Here is an 18,869-nt window from a genome sequence, read left to right on the forward strand (position 1 = left end):
CCCCAGAAGTCGCCAGTCAGGGCCTGGGGCAGCATTTACTTTGCAGAATCTCACACACTCGGATCATAGGCCTCCAATGGAACTGACCCAGTTCCGAAACGCGCAGGAAACGGGTCCGTCGAATTCATCCCCTTCACTGGCTTTCGCAGGTATCGCTCCCAGTCATCCGCGACATAGCGCAGGTCGATTTCATCATTGAACGACGTATGTCGACAGGCATCCATGCGCGCCTCAACCGCATGTTTGAGAAGTACAAATGAAGCCAATTGCTCCTGATCGAACGACCGTGCGAGATAGGGATAGTGGATCGCCAGCTCAGCCTCGCCATTCTCTTGCAATTGCCGGTTCACCCGACCGAACAGCCTGTCCACACGCCCTACACGCTGCTCGTTATCACCGGGTGTCCAGGCAATTCCGTAATGGTGCACCTTGCTGCATTGAAGGTGCAGGTTCACCCCCTCCTGGAAGACCGAAGTAGCCACCAGCACGTTGGGGTAAAACGGGCTGTTAAAACCGAGAATCAACCGTCGGCGATCGCCGGAATGACTACTGGCGTACCACGCAGGGCTTTGCAGGCTAGTCAGGATGCGCCAGTCCTTCTTCCAGTCAGATAGCCCGTGGGCCGTGATCTTTCCACAGACCTGCTCGAAGGAATCCAGCGCTGCAATGAAGTACTGCCGAAGCAGCGAATCGTTTAGGCGTGGTCTCAGCGACTTGATGAATTCCAGGTAACGACTCTGAACATCGTCCCCCTTATCCTTACGACGAAACTCGGTGAACCAACTGTAGAGTTCAATGATGACCGGGCTGGCAAACAGGAAACCGGCCTTCATATCATTGCCAAAATTCTCAGCGATAGCTCGGCCCTGCGGCCCAAGACCCAGACACGCTTCCAGCCGCTGACGTGTAGTTTCGGGCAATCCTTCTTACATCAAGCCCCACAAGGTCGGAATCGTTTCTTCGTACTGCTCACCCGCTCCCCGCGTGCGCGCCAGTTTTTGAGCGCATTCCCAAGGTGTGCCTCAACCTGGACTATATGATGGCAATCAGCTACAAATCTAAAACAATCGTACGTGCAAAAGGATTTGGCCATGCGCATTTGCCTCTGGTTGCTTCTTCTCGTGCTGCCCACGTCTCTGGGGCTTCAGGCCTCGGAAGTGGCGTCTGACCCTGATATAGAGCCCATCCAATTAGCTCGTAAAGACGTCTATCAGAAGACTAGGGAGTTTCAACTCAGGATCATCGGGTTGCTCACCGCTAGCACCACCCAGAAGGTATATCGGCTAGAAGAGCAGCGGGCCAACGCGCTCCGGCGTTTAATCGAAGCCGGGCACCCAATTCCAGACCGCCTAATTATCGATCAGACGCTTAGGACTGGACTGAACCTCGCCGGGATTCCCGATAAGAGCGCTTACCGATACGTCCTCGTCAATAAAGAACTCGCAAACAGCATCTTTGAAAAGTACCCAAATTTCGAAAATGAGATCGACGGGGTGAAGGTCAAAGTCCCCCAAAGCGCGATTGACCAAATGTACAAGGAGGCGAAGCCCTGCTTCAAGGGCGAGGGGATAATAGACCTGGCACACCTCAAAGAGTACATGACCAATTGCTTCTCTGAGGTGAACAACTCTGCCGCCTCCGTGTCCCCGCCAAACTCTGACGGCAAGACCTATTCCAAGGCTATCGACCTGCTTTCCAGCTTGGTGGACGCTGACAACAAGCACCTTTGCATGGTCTCGGTCTACAAGAAGGATATCTGGATCACCGCACGTCATTGTCTGTTTGACGAGGGGATGATTGGCCGTGACCTGTACATTATCGTCAACGGCAAAAAGGAAAAAGTCGATTGGGGCCACGTCACGAAGTGCACCAATGGCTGTGATATCGGTTTCATCGAACTGAAGACCCCAGCGATAGCCGACGCAGACCTCCCTACCCTCAATGTGTCGACGAAGTCGCTGAATTGGGACACCCCTATTTTCAACCCAGGTATGGCGCTTGGGTACGACATGTCGGCAAGCATTGCCAACGATAAAGGCGTGAAATCACCGCTCAGGTTTATCTGGAGTGCGGTGGGTAAAGGTTATTGCCGAATTGTCCGCTTAGAAAAGAACGCATGTCTCATTCACACCTGCAATACCGCTAAGGGATTTTCGGGTGGGCCCATCTACGTCTACGAACCCAAAACCAGCAAGGTTGGATTACTGGCCATTCACTCAGGGGGGGACCGCACTGAAAACGACTGCAAAGACTCAGGGATTATCAACTATGCACATCTGGCATCGTTTAAGGGAGTAAAACCATGAGAACGACTCTGACTGTATCGGCATGTCTGTTGGTTTCGGCATGCGGTGGGCTCACCCAGAGCTCCATTAGAGTGGATGAGGTCAAGTACGAAAAAATCGAGAACAGTCGCCCGGTGATTACTGGTGCTCGTGCGTTCATCAAGAAAGGTGATGCCTGCGCCACGGTGGCGGATCCTGGCGCGGAAAGCCTTGGTGCGACTCTGGCCATTTCAGCGGCCAGCTATCTGATCAAGGAAGGAGTCGCCTATGGGAAGGACTATCTTGAGAAGCGCGCGGCCTACTTGAACGCCGATGTATTTATCAGCGCGTCCACTTTCATCAGTGCCCCCCCGGTTATGCAATCGGACAACAAGCTCGGTGGAGGCTATCAATCCTGGCCGTCTAATGAACTCCTTGGAAAGTTGGCCTCGGATAAGGTGAGCTCCGTAGAAAAAGCCAAGTCCGATGCCAAAGCCACTGCTCAGGCCAAGAAAGGCGCGACCAAGGAGCAGATTGCTGCCGCAGAAGAGACTGCAGGTAAAGCCGCTGCTGCCAAGTTTGATGCAGAAAAAGACAAGAGAGAGATTCAACCCTCTGCCGAAGACTTGTGCGTGCTCGTCGTCGCCGGCAAGTATCAGGAGGGGGCTTCCGGTGCACCCTCTTGGGGACGTTTTCGTGACTTTGCAGGACTGAGCGACAACCCTGGGGTGCTAGGCACTTATGAAAAACCCATCACAAAGGGGCTGCCGACTGCCTATTCATATCGCGGGTATGCCATGCGGCTGCCGGGGCTTGAGACCAAATCGACCAAGATACCGTTCCAGGATCTGGTCAGTGACCCCTCGCTGATCGTTGAGCTGCACCTGATTCCAACCCCGGTGAAGGATGGCGTGATCTATACCATCAGGCCTACCTACCTGTTCTATCCCTATCCGATGCACAAAGGCACCGCCAATAGGCTGGAGCGCAGGATGACAGTTGAGGTCAGTCTTGGCGAGAACAAGCCCACCATCCTCTTGGAGCGCATGACCAGTGGCGCCCAATACCGGGCCGGCGACCTCGTCAGCAACTACGTGAGCCAAAAAGTCGATTCGAATGGCTCGTTCCAAGAAATCGCGGTCAAAGTCTCTGAGGGTCCGGATGCCATGCCCACAGCCAAGATCTTGACCGATCTCGCAGGCAAGGACGAGGCAGTCTCCAAGTATCTCATTGATAAGCTTGAGGAAAAAGCCAATGAGCGTGGCTACATCGAAGCAAAGGAAGAAGAAGCCGCTAAGAAATAGGTGAAATAGCTACAAATAGTGGACTGACCAGTACCAAAAGCTCTTCATCAAGAAAAAGCCCCCTGGGTTTCTCGAGGGGGCTTTCTCTTTTCAGACATGGCAGCAGCCCTCATCTTGAGCGGCCGCAGCCTATAGTGAACCGCTGAGCGGTCTAGCACCCGACACATTTGACGTAAGACTAATTTTCCTCAATACGATCCTTCAGCCACTCCCCTACCCGCTTGCGAATTCTGACATCGCCAAGGTCATCGAGCACGTTAGACGGTAAAAGTGTGCCGTCGTCATCAAGTAGTTTGCGAGCCGGGTGACCATCATCCAGTAGATCAAGAAGCCCCATAGCCATTGCACGATCACGACTTTCCAGCGCGTAGACGCCCAGCAGCAGTAAGGCTCGGTGTGTCTGAGACTTCCCAATCTGCTCAAGGAAGGCGGCAGCCTCACCGACAGGAAAATGCCGGCCCACCAAGGCCGTGAGTGAAGCAGCTAATGTTGCAGACACCCTCATCAACCGCTTGGGGGTGATCTTACTCAGAATGTCTGCTTCAACAAAAGGCGCCAAAGCCAATGCCTCTGTGGCGTCAGCACGGGCCCACGACAGTAGGTCCTTATTCTTCACTATGGCCCAAATCTGCTGGCGGATTTCGGCCTCACACAGGCTGGCAGCGGTTGTGAGTGCAATACGGCGCAAGGTGCGATCTTCGGTCGCTCTCGCCAAGTCTATAAGCTGCCTTCCATGCTCATAAGACAGCTCCCCGTACCCCTCAAGCGCATTCACTGCCTCGCGTGCAATCCGGTAAAAGGTTGGCTCGTCATAGGCTGCATTAGCTTCTGAGTAGCGATCTTTCGACATTGCCATCAAGACCGGTAAATGGTCTGCATGTGGTCGGTTGCTCAACTCGTTAACAAGTGCAAGGCGCACTCGGCTTCCTCGATCGCTCTTCAGATCGAGAAACTGAGGGGGCAACGGATCCGGTAGCCTAGGAGCCAGGTATTCAAGTGCCGCACAGCGGGCGTCAGCACGGCGATGACTCAAGGCACGCCAGACGAGCGGCTCACTGTCTATTGCTATTGCCGCTTGCGCCGCTGCGAGTGCGCTCGCAGCCTCTGTGCTTTCATCCAGCCAACGCTCGATGGTACTCGTCGGCACACCGCCACTCGCAATCATGATCGGCACAATCTGAGCCAGAACGGTCACTGAACAATCTGACGCAGCAGACTCCAGCAAAGACAGCGCCGGACCTCCAACACCTTGTGAGGGGCCCGTAGCACAAAGAGCACCCAGGATTTCCGTGGCCTCAATAGGGAGAAAACGCAGATCAAAAAGACTGCCCTCCTCCTCCTTCACCACCACGCTGAAGTCCACCAAAAGGTGAATGAAGGCCACCGGTGAACTCATGAGTGCCTTGAAGCATTCAACCAGGACTGCGGGAGCGACAGTGTAAGCACAGAGCATGAGCGAATTGCGAAGGTCTTCATCCTCAGGCAAGGAAAGCATTCGATCCAGTAACGGTTTTTCCAGCGAAGGGTACCAACGCTTGTGAGCAACTCTCCACGCGAGATCCTCACTGTTACTGCCCAAGGCAATGTTCAAAATGCTGAGTAGCTCATCCTCGCCGGTTTTAAGCCTAGAGTCTTGAATGTTGCGCGCCCACTCGTTGACCAAGCTTTTGGCATGATGATGATTGGCAAGGTGTTGCCAGTATCCCGAGGAGCGCTTAGTCGAAACGTAAGTCGCAACAAGAATGCGTGAAGCCTCACCTTCATCATCTGGTCGAGAGTAGTACCATTCCTCATACGTAATGTCGTGCTCACCGTCTTCAATGGCTCTCCACTCTTTGACATTTCGCGGGTTTGGCAACCGTAGCGCCTCAAGCTCTGCCAAGGCTTCGACTAACACGGCCTCGTATCCCGGCAAGTCCCTTATAGCTCCCGCGGCAATCACATGAGCATTTGAATGGAAGGGGGTACCGACTAGGGTATGCGCCACCTCGATAAAAGCCGGCGCCAACCCAGGGGCGATCCGATCAAGCTGAGGCACGAAGTGCCGACTGTACTCTCCGAAATCTTGTGACAGATACTTGCGGACGAAACGTTCCACGATCACCGCCGAGCGAGGATCGGCGCACACACGGTCGTACCACTTGTCGCTAAACGTTGGCGGCGCCCAACCATCAATGAAGAAGCCCCCGCCTCTCCTTCGCCCCTTGGTTATCCAGCGGGCGACCTCTGAAGGGATGGAGTCGAGAGATCCGATATCAGCAGCGAGCTCCAGCAGAGGCATAAGCTCAGAGCGAGGATCGAAAAGCGACTCATCAAGCCATTCATCAATCGCGACTTGACTGGCATGATCCACTGCAAACACGTCATAACTGTCCGTCAGATCCTCACTGAAACTGAGCGCCTTACTCAAGACACGTGCAGCGGTCTCCAATCCCCAGTCACGCTGGTCGCCGGTCAATGAAACCAGGGCTGATAAAAGCGCATTGAGAGCGCTTTCACTGCAGGACCAGTTTTTTTTGAGAAACGTCGCAAAGCCTGCGCGAACGCTCGTATGGGAGAAGGTGATCTTACGGTTGGGCTGGCGTAAATGTCGAGCTGCAATCATCCGATCAACAGCACCGTCCAATTGCGCTCCCAAGGGAGGATCAATGCGGCGCAATCGGCGCAGGACAGCACTCAGTTGTTCTCGATCGAAATGACCACGCGCCGCCACCAGCCCCCACACCACAGCCGACAGCCCTATTTGGTCTACCGCTTTCAGGTACTTGACGACAACACCCTCGACCGCATCGCGATGAGCTAGGTCTAGTAGGCGGCTTAGAAAAGCATAATCCGGCTCGCCGGCCTCAGGACCTTCAGAGAGGTTCGTGAAAAACAGATCCAGCTCCAGTGGCGTCTCCAACGCTGCGAGCACTTCGCGCTTGAATTCCAGAGCTTTGGGCTGCAGGGGCGTGGCGATCGCTGCCATGCGTTTCTCATAGATTTTAGCCAGTTGGCCGTCGCTGTAGTGATCAGCATTGAGCTCCATTGACCATAGTTTAAGACCCCGCTCCGCCTCAGCCTCCCTCATTACATCAGCACGTGACGTGACCACGTACTGGTTGCCAGCGCGTGCACCAGGTAGCAACTTGGGCAATTGCTCCGTCCAACTCTCAGAACCCGATCTGAGGCTGTACTGCCCCCAGGGGTCCTCCAGGTAAAATAATGTGGGACCTGAATTGACCAGGCGTCTTGTAACTGACGGACCTTCGGCAGGATTCACCGTGACGACATCAAGGCCTGGCGCCGCTAACCGGGCCCGCTCACACAGCGCAAGTGCAGCAAGTGTCTTGCCCGTCCCGGAAGGACCGGTAATGACAATGGCGCCTTGCTTACGAAAGTGGGACAGCATCGCCTCAAAATTAGAGGGTTCGACAAACGCGTCCAGCTCCGCCGCACTCGCCAGAAAGCCCCCATGCTCACGTACGATGGCCAGTAGTTCATCGCGAGTCCAGACCCCAGGGCCTGTGCCACGCATGCGACGGAGTGACTCTGACCTCAGCTTCTCACGACACGCCTTCAGGCGAGAGTGAGGAATGCGCAGCAAGTCAGACAGGATCTCCCTGATTTTGAACTCTATGAGCTCGTTATTAAGTCCTCCCCAGATGGCTACACGACCCTCTGGGGTCTTCGTCAGTGTCTGTCTGAGTGAGGGTGGAAACGAAGCCGGATCGGGTTTTTCCTCAAAATCCGAGACGAGCAGATCGCGAGTAACACCTGTCGCGTCTGCGTTGGTCACCAGCAGGAAATGGGTGTCGGGATCATCAAGGTGATGCTTGGCAGGCCGTCGTTTTTTACCGTGGTTGAGCAGGCTGGTGAAGTCCGCAACCGACCAAGGATCACCCGAACAAAACTTCACCTGCATGACCAACTTGTACCCGCTGGCCAAGGATGCCTTAGGGACCACCGGACTCGGTTCAAAGGGTTCTAAATCAGCCTCCAGATCCTCTTCATTGGCAGGTTCCAAAGTCAGGCTCGTGGCAGATTTAGTAATCAGCAGCAGCCGAAGAGCCGCCAGCTCCGATACATTGAGCTGATAGTCATAGCCTGCTAGTGCAGCGACGGCTCCCGCCGAGGAGCTTGCGTTGCTGCCCGTGGCGGTATTGTTCGATGGCATGGCCTTGGCAGGATGGCTATCCAAGCTCATATAGTGTCCTTTAGTCGTTTATGGCTACGTCGTCCCTCTTCCGAGCTAAGCAGACAGCAATGAACTGCCGGCATCATCAAAGTGTTTGGCGACAACCGGTGAGGCGAAATATGGCCATTCAGTATCACAGGAATAACAATCTAACGGAACAAACCTGCTCACCATAAAGCTCTATACCAAGCCTGACCAAGGTCCCGCTGCCTGTACGGCAGTGAATTCTCAACAGATCCTTGCTGACATCAACAGTAATTTCTGAGCTGCCTATACGGCAGTGGCTCCCCACTCTCGTGGAAGCCTCTTTTGGGCCTTTCCCTGGTCGAGCGATACCGTCAGGCCAATCAGGTTGCGGAGGCGGAAGCTGCGTTACTCTCGGTCAAGGAGGACTTTCCCCAGATCGCCACTATGCGCAGGCTACACCTTGACCCTGCTACTCCTGTTCGGTGGCGGGAAATCAACTAACCAAGGTTGGTGGAGCAGCACCAGCGGTGCTCCGACGGTCGATTTCGATCCCGAAATGCCTCCACCAGGGCGCAGACGCTCCTAAATGAGCACGCAGTGAGCAACCGGATACTCTGGAGCCCGTATGTCGACCACCCCAGCCAACCCGCCTCCTCCACAGCGAAGTCCGGGGCTCATCTTCGGCATGCTCGGGCTGTGTCTGCGGCTACTCGGCCTGCTGTTCGCTTCGCTGATGTTTTCCATCGTGCTGGAGTTCGTGGGAATGCTGTGGTTCTGGCCCGAGCAGGGCTGGTATCACAGCCATGCCATGTGGCTGAGTGAGCTGGGTTGACTCAGTGGCCATTTCAAGAATTCACTGCTTGTGCAAGAACCCGCGCAAATGACCGCCAAGGTACTCGAACGCCTGAACGATTGAGTCGTGGTGCGCTCTGGATGGGCGAAATCGGACACCCAGCTGAAACTGCTCAGTCGAGAAGCGTCACTGCAGGGGCAGTTCGCGCAGGCCTACGTTGCGATGCAGGACTACTTGCTGGCAGCCCTATTCACGATCTTCACTTTTGTGGTGCGTTTGGCGGTGCTGACTCTGGCTATGCCTCTGTTCCTAATTGCGATGATCACCGGTGCCGTCGACGGTTTGATGCGACGTGACCTGCGTAAATTTGGAGCTGGTCGAGAAAGCAGCTTTGTCTAACATCGAGCAAAACGCGCACTGTTGCCATTGATGGTGAGTCCATGGGTGCAGCGAACTCCACAAAACGAATTAGCCGTGGAGAAAGCTGGCACCTAACCGTGTAGCTGGATCAGCTGATCCGATTCTTGGCCAATATCAGCATGCCCAGCAATGCCGAGGGTGCGGGCGCTGCGGATGCTCTGCGAAAGTTTTCTTCTAGAAGGGCTTCCATGTCCTTTTTCGCCAACCGCAGCCTGTCGATCGCAATAGCAGCAGCAAACTCAAGCGCTGCATCGCCGTATTCGTCGTTGGAGCGAATGAACACCTTGGATAGAAACTCTCGCATAAGCCTGCTCAGCTCGGGGCTTGCAGAGTAGTCTAGCTCGGAGGGATAACTCGCCCTAAGCAAGCATGCCTGCAGAATCGAGTCGTTGAAACGTAGGAAGCACTCAGGGCCCAGGACTACCGACTCATACCCGTTTGGACATAATTTCAGACTGGGGTTTTCATGCTCTCGGGCGTACTGAAGCACCGACGACAATGTGAGAAAGACCGCGCTTTGGCTAACTTGCTGATACCTCTCTGCAATCTGAGAGTCCTTTTTGAAGAACAGGAAGCCTTCAGAGAGCGTTAGGGGCTGCCCTCGTGGTGAGCGCAACAGCGCTTGCTGGGCATTCTCGATTTCTGTAACGACCAAATTCAACGACTGGGTGATTACACCAGAAGGAATGTCAGCACCCAGATGCAGGTCATCCGCACTGAGGGTTTGCCCCTCCGATCCCAGCGCTGTCAGTAATGACCAAGCGCTCTGCTCCGCATCTTCCCCGATTGGTATGTTTATCCAGTTTGAGAAGCCGTACAGCCGGGAGGTCGGATTTCTGGTTAAGAAGATTTCCAGCTGTTTCCAGGAGCTAGCGCTTTGAGGTATCCCTATCGGCGTCACATACTGCCGAGGGACATTGCCGAGGATACGGGTGCGCAAGTCACGACTGATCCCCCTCAGCACGCCACCGTCTCGCGACACAGCCGAAACGACCACAACCCCTGTCACATCCGAACAGTCAGTGGTTAGCAGTTCGTTGCATCCCACCACTCTTATGACTTTTTCGTTCGCAATCTTCTCCCGTAGCTTCCTGGCTATTTCTTCTGCCAACAGGCGCGAGCTTTCATCGTGCGCATGGACCACGAGGTTGCTTGCAAGCGGGAATCGCCAGTTGATTTCATCATCAAGCCATTCCGTAAAATCAGAATTCTCCATGATGGCTTGAGGATCAAGCTGGACGAGTTTGGTTCGCCCACCTTCCATTCGCGAATTGAGCGGCGGAATCGAGAATCCAAAATGCTGATGAATCGCGTCCAGTGTTTCTGGAGCGTGTTTCACTCCTATCACTACAGCCCTCGGGGGCTTGGCCTTGGAGGAAAAGTTTTCGCCAATGATTTCTATCAGCGTCCCCTCAGTCGCATGAAGCTCAGGCAGCGTCAAACCCATGGCGCCGAGTGATACCAGCACGTCTCCGTCTCGCCCAGCTTTTTTGACGTCCACCATCGTCAGAATGCAGTCATCAGAGAACCACCGCTCCTTCATTTTTGTTGCCATCCGCCCCGAGGTAGAGGCAGAAACAACGCAGAAGTAAGGTACGGTCGGGGGAATAAGACCCTCAAGTTCATCGTATGAGTGAAAACTCTGAATCTCGGCGTCGCCATCGCAAAGACTCAATGCGCTCCGGACAAAGGCATAGATGCCCATGGTATCGATGAAGATCTTTTTCGCGACGCGTAGCCGCTCGCAATGGCGCTGAGCGACGCAATAAGCGACTACAAAGAGTTCGGCTTCGCCGCTGGCGATATCTCTCGCCTGGATGAAAACCTTGTTTTTAGTACCTGAAGGGTGTTTGAAAATATGGCCCGATGGCGCCCTGTGAATGGCACTGTTTTTTTCAAGGAGCGAGAAGACGCCCCGCACCAACAAATCGTTGGGGTCAAACTGGAAAGCCTCCGTTGTGTTTCCAAGCGTGTGTTGTTGGAAGGCAGAACCTTGCCACTCACAAAAGACATATTGACGGACGAAATCAATCCCATGCTTTTCGCCGCGCCGTAGCATCGTAGCGCGTCGCGGACTGTCTGATGCCCATGCGTCTTGAAACGCCGCCAGCTGACGGCTGTTACCAAAGATGTAAACGCAGTCAGGGAGGTTGGCGTGACTTTTTAGTGCAGACTCAATGTCCGGATAAACATTGTTCGGGCCGAGGTCACAGGCGTTATAGCAAATGCTCAAAACCTCAACCGAGCCTTGTACCGAGCAATGCTTAACGTGACGCCAAGAGTAGAATCTTTCCATTATTCTGCCCTCAACGGCACGAGGATCGAAACGACAGCACCTTGAACGGGCGCTAGCGGTTGCTGCGTCCAATCCTCAAATTCAAAATGGTTCCGCTGCGTGTCGCCTTTGGTGAACACGTTGAAGACAGACAGACGCCCTGACCTGATCCTGATCACCCCCCCGATCTTGCTCAGCTCGCTGAGAACCAGCGGTAATCCCTCACCAGCAGCGTCCTGGTGCTTAGACGATACATTGTGTTGTAAGCACTGGAGGAGCTCGTTCCTTTCCTGCTCAATCGTCATGTCGGTGACTAATTTACCGGTGAAGCGGCTGACGAGCCCGGGGCCGGAATCGAAATAACTGATTTCAAAAACACGCAGGCTCGTCAGGCCTGAGTCTGTCGCACCAGACTCTGTACCCCAGTACGCCCTTAGGAGATCATTGCCTGAAAAGTCCTCCGAAAAGAGCTCTTCGTTCAAGCGCGTCCATCCTAATATCAGGCCCTCGACGTGGGCTAGGTAGGGATTCCCTTCGTGATCAGTAACCGCATGATCTTGGGTGTTCTGGAGAAGCTCACTGGAGAATGAGCCCAGCGCATCAATGAGCGAGTCAGGAATACTCTCTCGGCTCTGCTGATTCACATAGTCAACTAATTCAGCCATCGACGCCCGCATTGCTTCCTGTTCTTTCGCAATTTTGGGAGCTGCGAAAAGCGGTCGCAGATATTGCACTTTCGAGGCGGCTACACAGATTAGATCCAGTGCTCGACCCCGGATAACGTCTCGAAAAACACCGGCATCAGTGTCCCGCATTTTTCCCGCTGCAGCCTTTAGAACGTCTCGTCGATCAAGCTCTTGGTTACCTAGCCGAATCCCACGGGTCAATCGTGCGCCCGCGATGCCAGGTGAGTAGCTACACACAGCCTCTTTGGCGTCTTCCGGAGTCGCGTTGGGGTGAATATCTAGGTAGTCGCCCTTCAATCGCTGCCGGGCCAAGGTAACGATCATCTGCAACCTGGACGCATCGTACATGGGGCTATGACGCGCTTTGAAGAAGCCCAGAGGGAAGACGAACTTGTTATCTTCCGACTCGCTGTACATCTGGGAGATCGCGCGCTCGATGTCGACCAAACTGCGGCATCTACCTACATGGATTGTGGCCAACGAATCACCTCAACAAAGAAATCATTTCTTAGGTGTGTAGCTTGCGAGAAGCTCTTTGATCCGAGGTTCTGGCTTCCAATAAGCAGGGCCTTTAAGGAATTTCCCATTCTCGTCATATATGGGCTTGCCGTCAGCACCAAGCTTGCTCTCATTGCTGTCCATGATGACGTCCAGTACCTCTTCAAGAGGAATGCCGTACTTCATCGCCTCTGACCGGCAATATACGATGACGTCCCCCAGCAGGTCTGCGATTGCGACTTGGACGTCCAGATCAGAAGCACCTTTCCGGATACAGCCAACGATCTCGTCGATCTCGTGTACTTCATCTAGAAGGGTTTTTTTGAATTTCAGCAAGCGCTCGTCGGTACTCTCAAAAAGATATGGCGCATCATTTACAGGGAGCTTGTACATCTCATTCATCGATTGGATTCGATCCCGGAACGTCTTCGCCATCCGTATTTCTCCTTCGGCGGGGTTGTGCGACTACCACTGACACTACGCTTCTTTTTGGATGCAAAGCAAACCTCAACTTGTGCGGTACGGGCCTTCATTGAACCTTCTGAAACTGGTCGAGATCGAGTGTCAGGCGAGACTTCTTCGCTATCGAAGGACGCCATTTTGCATGACATCAACAACCAATCGCTCAAACTCCTGAACGGTGAGTGCCTTAGAGCCGTACCCCCGGATCCGCGTCAACTTTACGTTAGCCGCCTTGAAGATAGCGTCCTTCATCGAGTCATTTTCTTGGGCCTGGGTGCTGTCGTGATGGATGCTGTCTAGCTCGAAGAAAAACTTTGGGGTGTAGCTATCACGGGCATCGAACACAACGCTGTCAACAACCGCTCTGAAGAAGTAGCTGAGTTCCTTGGGCGTCAGGTCATTTTTGAACGCGTTAATGTCCAGCACACTGCTCAGAGCCACGTTGGGGTAAGGGTTATAGGTAGGGAATGCCCGCCGAACAGCCTCGAAGAAGTTTTCCTCCTGCTGCGACTTGAAGAGCTTTATGATTTTGGGTCCCGCGTCATGTACCTGGCTGGCCTTAATGCTGAGGTCACCACGACGCGCCTGGGCAATTTGCTCGAGCTTAGCCGTCCTGCTCTCTTGGACGATCTGCTTCGCAAGAGGCCGGTGCTGATTGGAGAGCGCAAAGCTTAGAAGCGATGGCAAGCTCAACTCCTGCATGACTTTGAGCTTCTCATCCACGAAGCGATCTTGAAATGCTCTGGAGAACCCATGCTTACCTAGCTCTATCATGAGCGCTATATGTTCGAATTTTTGGTACCGAGTTTTGCTAGGGTAGCCAGCGCAATCAGCAAAGAATTCAGTTTCAAAAAAGCCAACCGCCTGCTGGGTTATGGGGTCATTTGTTAGCGCTTTCGCATGCTCCACGAGTGTGTTGGATAAACCCTCCCAGTCACGATTAGCCAGCATCTGGTACATCGATTCTCTCTCGAATACGGCCACGGCTACCTCACTGCATATCTCTGTCAGAAGGAAATGTTTGACCGAGCATAGCACTGAGTTTACGTACAGTGATTACGCTTCACCTTATGCACGATGGCTTGCGCGCTGCTTGGATCCAGCTGACCTTTTGCGTGTTTCATGCTCGACTTCCTGTTACCGATAGATGCCTGCGCCACGCGTACACTACCGGAGAATCCCCACCATAATCTACGCAGGCGACTAGGCTAGTTTCTTCGTCTGCGCATCACTGAATCGCCCCTGGTTTCGTAGAAACCTCCAAGCCCAGCAACCAATTACGCGGATGCAAATATTTGGTCGAACACAGCCGATCGGAGTCGCTGCTCTCGAGCGATAGCGGATTAGCTTGTCTTTGATGAGCCCTGCACCCTCCCTCCAGATCCAATGAGGAGTTATACCGAAAGCCAGCAACTGCCATACTGGAGTCCGTAAGAAGTCGCCGCTCGCGAACGCTCTCGCACCCTGTGTGTCTGGGGGCAAAACTGGGGGCATTATTAGTTTTTTATGACCTGAAACTACCGTCCTAGAGCCAAGTCAAAATGTTTTTTTGGCGACCCTGAGAGTCTTTAGGGGCTTAGCGCATGCTTGTTAGCTGATCACTTTTACCTTTTCCTAGCCTCGAAGAGCCATTTACTTCCAGCTGATTGCTACATTTTGGGCATATTTGAGGGCATGCTTTGGATGGTTTGAAAAGGATGCCCCCAACCGAAGATGCTCAGCGTTTTCGGTAATTTGAATCGCTCCGGGGTTTCTAGACACTCTCCAAGCTTGCATCGACTGCTGGTCGCCATCCTTAGCTCTCAGCTGAGTTTCGTCGCCATGATGAACGACGTCCTGAGAAGGTGCTGGCGGAGATATCCGTGATCTCAATTCCCAGCTACGGCATATCCAGCGGCTGTGCCAAACAACTCCCCTGACGCCGGTTGCTCCTGGTCAGATCCATGACCACCACGTGGATCAGACTGCGTCTTTCCTGTGGAATAAGTTCAATCAAGGCATTACGCATTTCTTCAGCAGAGGTCGGAGCCTGAACTCCCTTTGGTGGGCTAAATGGAAGACTATTCTGCGAAACCCGCGTTCCGAACCATAGCACACAGAAAATACCCCGTTGGTCCGAGCGCCAATCAATCAGGTATTGGCGATCCAGCTGGCTACTTGCCGCATGCCATACTTTTGAGTGCCATTGCCCCTTAACCTCTAGTGGCAGCTGAATAGCACCGCAGCGAAACGCGAGGTCCACCCGCTTGTTTTCGGGCATATCAACTTCACTCATCATTGAGACTTCATACCTCTCCAGACGAGATCGCAACATGCCTGCAAGGTCGTCGCGACAGCGGTTTTCTTCACGAGGCTCTTCGCTGTCATTCCAGAACATGCGTACTGGATCAAGCTCATCACCCTGTAAAATGTTCTGCACGACCGCGAGCTCCTCGACGATGAGCGTCTTGAGGTCTTCAGCGTTGCAAGGTCGTTCACCACCCAGAAGTAGCTTCAGTTGCTCTGGCTTAATGGGTCTGAACATTTCCTCAGTATTTTTTTGTTGCTGGCTAACCTGTGCGTGCTTCAGCAACTCGCTATAGCTGTCGCAGGGACCTGAAGCCAACCGGGAGATTGCCCAACAGGCATCGCCGGTCGTATCTGCAGACAGCCGTTCGATAAGCAGGATAATGAAGCGAGACGCTTCGTCAGCACCGTCTTGATGTAGCGCCGTTACATCTGGGGGTAGGATCGGCCACAGGCGACGGAATTGCGAAACAATCCACTCGGCTTGCTCTGCACTGTGCTCCACTAACCGTCGGTTGCGCTCCAGCGTGAAAACGTCACGCAATTTCCAGATAAACTCCGGTGCACTCAGCCTGTCGGCAAACTGGGCTTGCGCGCCTTCAAAATCGATCAGTACCTTCAACGCTAACCACTTTGAGTCAATCTCGCGGTCACTACCCCTTCCGCACAAGCGTACATTCGCAATCTGGAGTAGTCTGTTTGACTCTCCTGAGTCTAGGAGAAAGAGGAATAGCTGCTTTTCTACTTCCCCATTCAGCGAACCTGCCCGCGCAAGCCATTCAGCTGCCAACAGTATCGTCGTCGATCGCCAACTTTCAATAGTGACTAACCTGGTAATTCCCGGAACTACACTCTGGGCAGTTTGCAGCGCTGGTTCTATCCACAGTCGGGCGAACGCTTCACGATCGTACTCTGTGCTCAGTACGATTTTCTCAAGCTCCAGACTAAGGTTGCATTGGTCTGGGTCATTGGTCATTCGGCCTTGCTGATAACACAGCAAAAGCCCGGTTTTCAACAAATCGTGAGACAGGTCGGTGAACCCCGCCTGCCGACGCAACCGGCACAAGAGCGCAGCGAAGATGGGTGAATTGAAGAGGTTGTGCCGATTCTGAGCTAGCGCTTTGGCAACATCGGCCGCTGATGGCAGATCAGTCCGCTGTAACACAGCCTCAAAACCGACCAGCACATCACGCGTCAGAGTCTTGCCGTACCAAAGGTTTAACCGTTCCAACGCTGGGGGGGCTGCGTGGAAAAGGCGTAGCGGCCCAAGATAGTGTTTGGCAGGGGGTTCGATGAACGGCAACTCTCCCGAACGCAACTTGTCTTTGTGCTGGCGATAATGGCAACGCAGCGAACGCCTCTCCTGGATAATTTTTCTGCGCTCGCGCGAAATAGTAAGTGCTTCACGCTCGCGTGCGCTTGCTGCCGACTGAGCGATTGACTCAATCCTCCGCTCAATGAAATTTGCAAGTTCTGAGCAACCTGCTTCAAATTTAAGGCTCGCCGAGCGTAACTCTTGGTCAATTCCACAGGTATAGGCTGCCGACTCAACCAAACTCTGCCAATCCTCACGCCTGCTCCTGTCCTGGTTGCTGAACGTAGCTAGATACTCCATGAAATGAAGATGGTCGTCCGTCGTTAGTTCTACTAGGTGCTCCTGCAAGATAGTTGTCTGGTGGAGAAAGATATACTTACGTGCTTCTCCGAATAGAGCATGGTGTTGAACGGCGCGACGCAATTGATTGTCATTTGCCAACAGGCGGAGCAAAAGACCCATCGCGCGCCCATTGCGGTCTGCGTGGGAGAGCATACCGAGCCACTCCCATAGTAGGCTTGGATTGCTGAGGGTGACGACTTGCTCCGCAATCGCTCGCGCCACCAGCGAGGTAATGAGTTCGTGAATTTCGAAGGTGGCGGTGAAGTCCCGAGCATCCACCAGGTGAATACGATCCGCAAGTAACGACAGAACCGGTGCCAGTTCAGACGTTGAGAGCTGGTCAGACAGCGATGAGTATTCGCCCAGCCTGTGCCCCTGGGGCTGCGGCAATCGGGGCAGTTCACAAAAAATCACTCCCAACCTTGCTAGTGTGGTTTCGACCAAAAGTTCGGGATTTATTGTGAAACCGAGCATTTCGGTAATCAGATAAGCAAGCTCGATGGAGTTTCTTCTGGTTTGAAGCAGCAACGCAGCAATTAAATCGCCCCACTCATCGCACGTGTATAGTGGCTTTAATGCAAGTGCAGAGGCATACCGTTCGTGCAACGTATGTTCAGTGCTCAACATTACGTCGCACAACGTTTGTTGCAGAGGACGGGCAAGCAGAGTGCTCCGGATACTTTCTATGAGCAATGAAGACAAGTGTACATTGTCTTTTGATAAGATAGCTGCGTCGACTTCACTCAACAAAGCCTCAACCATAAGACCTTTAGCGGACAGGCCTTTCCAATCATGATCACGAAAATAAGGGTCCGCTTGCGCAATTGCTTGAAGCGATTTGAATAGGTACTTGAGCTGAGCATTAGTCAACTTCGTCGTATCGGCATATTGCATTACACCAAGCGGATCCGCGGTTATTACGTCTTCTGCCAGTTCGTCCCTGTGAACGGCCAACCAGGCATGCAGCCCCCTAAAACTGGCCGGTACCCTGCCACTGCCCTGGAACTGGGCCAGCAACCGACGTTGTTTACGAGGATTGTCAGCCTGCTGGCTCAGCCAGCGAGCTCCCAGAAACTCCGCGATCACCCTATGGATTGGCCTGGCACGATGTAGCCCCTCACTGTTGAACAATTTGCAACACACAATCGCTCTCGCCGCTACCGGGTCGATGAGCGCAGTGAGACGGGCTAAGCCGATATCGCTGTCAGCCACTAATGCAGGCCTGGCCAGCCCAATGGCCTCCTTCCCCGCTAGCAGCAGCCCGGCCATGAGTGCCCCGGCTTTGTCCAGTGCTTGTTCGGTGGTTAGATATCTCAACGCATCCGCTGCGCGCCCCTCATTGTGCTCTGCCCAGAGCAGCCCACAGACTCGCTCAAACAGCGCTGCACGCGAACTGGGCAAATGGGCGTCGGTTTTTGCAACTTTCCCCATCATTTCCAGCGTCAAGGGATTGTGATAAAGCTCCGAGATGGAATCGACATCCATACGATTGAGCACTTCACCGACCAGGCTGATGTCAAGAACTTCAGCAAGGAGTCCTTCTGCTTCAGCCCGGTTCAAAGGCTCCAGATGAAAGACAACGGCCTGCTCCGGGTAAACTTCCCAGAGCTTCACCAGCGCATAGTCAGGCCACTCCCGAGCTCTGCAGGCCAGAATGAAATCAGGATTGCCTAGGCTTTCCAGCTTCGACAGAATCTCGTCGACCGCTGCGCATTCGTCGCTGGCGATAGCCTCGTCCACACTGTCGATCAAGAGTGGCTTGCCGGACTGAATCCCTTGTAGGTTTGCTGATTGCCGCATGAAGCGGCTGGCCGATACTGCCTTCACTCCCAGCTTGGCAGCGAGCGAGCTGATCAGCTTAGTCTTACCCATCCCAGGTTCGCCCAAGATTATCTTTGGAGCGCTCACGTCGAGTAGCCCGGCTTCATCAATTACCAGCTGTTTGTTATCAATGTGATAACTGAGACGTCGTGAAATGTAAGTAGGGGCCATGACCGGCATTCTCTCCTTAGCAACCGGACTTCAACGAAAGTGAAGCATTTTGCCCTAATAGAGAAACTATCGGTAGGGACTTGACCGA

General features: G+C 53.7%; 9 protein-coding genes and 1 pseudogene. 3 read left to right on the forward strand and 7 right to left on the reverse strand.

Annotated elements, in window-relative coordinates; translation table 11 throughout:
- Positions 1-50: 50 nt before the first annotated feature.
- Complete coding sequence (locus V6M90_RS20070) at positions 51-833, reverse strand: helicase C-terminal domain-containing protein (RefSeq protein ID WP_332847022.1); 783 nt, start codon at positions 831-833, stop codon at positions 51-53.
- Between the two features lie 258 nt (positions 834-1,091).
- On the opposite strand from V6M90_RS20070, the gene V6M90_RS20075 reads away from it, so the two are divergent.
- Both V6M90_RS20075 and V6M90_RS20080 read left to right on the forward strand, forming a co-directional pair.
- Positions 1,092-2,306: a trypsin-like serine peptidase gene (locus V6M90_RS20075; RefSeq protein WP_332847023.1), complete on the forward strand. Its 1,215-nt coding sequence runs from the start codon at positions 1,092-1,094 to the stop codon at positions 2,304-2,306.
- A complete protein-coding gene (locus V6M90_RS20080) occupies positions 2,303-3,568 on the forward strand; it encodes a hypothetical protein (RefSeq protein WP_332847024.1) in 1,266 nt (421 codons plus the stop codon). Before V6M90_RS20075 ends, V6M90_RS20080 begins: the two co-directional genes overlap by 4 nt.
- A 178-nt stretch (positions 3,569-3,746) precedes the next feature.
- On the opposite strand, the gene V6M90_RS20085 is transcribed toward V6M90_RS20080, so the two are convergent.
- The gene (locus V6M90_RS20085; RefSeq protein ID WP_332847025.1) at positions 3,747-7,754 is read right to left on the reverse strand and encodes an nSTAND3 domain-containing NTPase; all 4,008 of its coding nucleotides are present in this window, start codon (positions 7,752-7,754) and stop codon (positions 3,747-3,749) included.
- A gap of 583 nt (positions 7,755-8,337) precedes the next feature.
- On the opposite strand from V6M90_RS20085, the pseudogene V6M90_RS20090 reads away from it, so the two are divergent.
- Positions 8,338-8,901: pseudogene (locus V6M90_RS20090) on the forward strand (TIGR03747 family integrating conjugative element membrane protein); the annotation flags it as partial.
- 112 nt (positions 8,902-9,013) lie between these two features.
- On the opposite strand, the gene V6M90_RS20095 reads toward V6M90_RS20090, so the two are convergent.
- The 5 genes from V6M90_RS20095 to V6M90_RS20115 all read right to left on the reverse strand — a co-directional run bounded on the left by V6M90_RS20095 (position 9,014) and on the right by V6M90_RS20115 (position 18,781).
- A complete protein-coding gene (locus V6M90_RS20095) occupies positions 9,014-11,221 on the reverse strand; it encodes a hypothetical protein (RefSeq protein ID WP_332847026.1) in 2,208 nt (735 codons plus the stop codon).
- On the reverse strand, positions 11,221-12,333 hold the full coding sequence (locus V6M90_RS20100) for a hypothetical protein (protein ID WP_332847027.1): 1,113 nt from the start codon (positions 12,331-12,333) through the stop codon (positions 11,221-11,223). Before V6M90_RS20100 ends, V6M90_RS20095 begins: the two co-directional genes overlap by 1 nt.
- A gap of 54 nt (positions 12,334-12,387) precedes the next feature.
- Positions 12,388-12,819, reverse strand: coding sequence for a pyrophosphatase (locus V6M90_RS20105; protein ID WP_332847028.1), 432 nt, complete (start codon positions 12,817-12,819; stop codon positions 12,388-12,390).
- A 147-nt stretch (positions 12,820-12,966) separates the two neighbouring features.
- Positions 12,967-13,806 carry a DUF2726 domain-containing protein gene (locus tag V6M90_RS20110; protein WP_332847029.1) on the reverse strand — a complete coding sequence of 280 codons (840 nt, stop codon included), beginning with the start codon at positions 13,804-13,806 and terminating at the stop codon, positions 12,967-12,969.
- Between the two features lie 919 nt (positions 13,807-14,725).
- Positions 14,726-18,781 (reverse strand): NACHT domain-containing protein, encoded by a 4,056-nt coding sequence (locus V6M90_RS20115; protein ID WP_332847030.1) that lies wholly within the window; start codon positions 18,779-18,781, stop codon positions 14,726-14,728.
- Between the last annotated feature and the right edge of the window lie 88 nt (positions 18,782-18,869).

Origin of the sequence: Pseudomonas lactucae (genome assembly GCF_036688725.1) — a bacterium.
GTDB lineage: Bacteria > Pseudomonadota > Gammaproteobacteria > Pseudomonadales > Pseudomonadaceae > Aquipseudomonas > Aquipseudomonas lactucae.

What these genes read in the sequence shown, in the direction of transcription:
- V6M90_RS20070 (WP_332847022.1), bottom strand. Translation starts at nt 833, where the DNA reads ATGAAGGCCGGTTTCCTGTTTGCCAGCCCGGTCATCATTGAACTCTAC.
- V6M90_RS20075 (WP_332847023.1), top strand. Translation starts at nt 1,092, where the DNA reads ATGCGCATTTGCCTCTGGTTGCTTCTTCTCGTGCTGCCCACGTCTCTG.
- V6M90_RS20080 (WP_332847024.1), top strand. Translation starts at nt 2,303, where the DNA reads ATGAGAACGACTCTGACTGTATCGGCATGTCTGTTGGTTTCGGCATGC.
- V6M90_RS20085 (WP_332847025.1), bottom strand. Translation starts at nt 7,754, where the DNA reads ATGAGCTTGGATAGCCATCCTGCCAAGGCCATGCCATCGAACAATACC.
- V6M90_RS20095 (WP_332847026.1), bottom strand. Translation starts at nt 11,221, where the DNA reads ATGGAAAGATTCTACTCTTGGCGTCACGTTAAGCATTGCTCGGTACAA.
- V6M90_RS20105 (WP_332847028.1), bottom strand. Translation starts at nt 12,819, where the DNA reads ATGGCGAAGACGTTCCGGGATCGAATCCAATCGATGAATGAGATGTAC.
- V6M90_RS20110 (WP_332847029.1), bottom strand. Translation starts at nt 13,806, where the DNA reads ATGTACCAGATGCTGGCTAATCGTGACTGGGAGGGTTTATCCAACACA.
- V6M90_RS20115 (WP_332847030.1), bottom strand. Translation starts at nt 18,781, where the DNA reads ATGGCCCCTACTTACATTTCACGACGTCTCAGTTATCACATTGATAAC.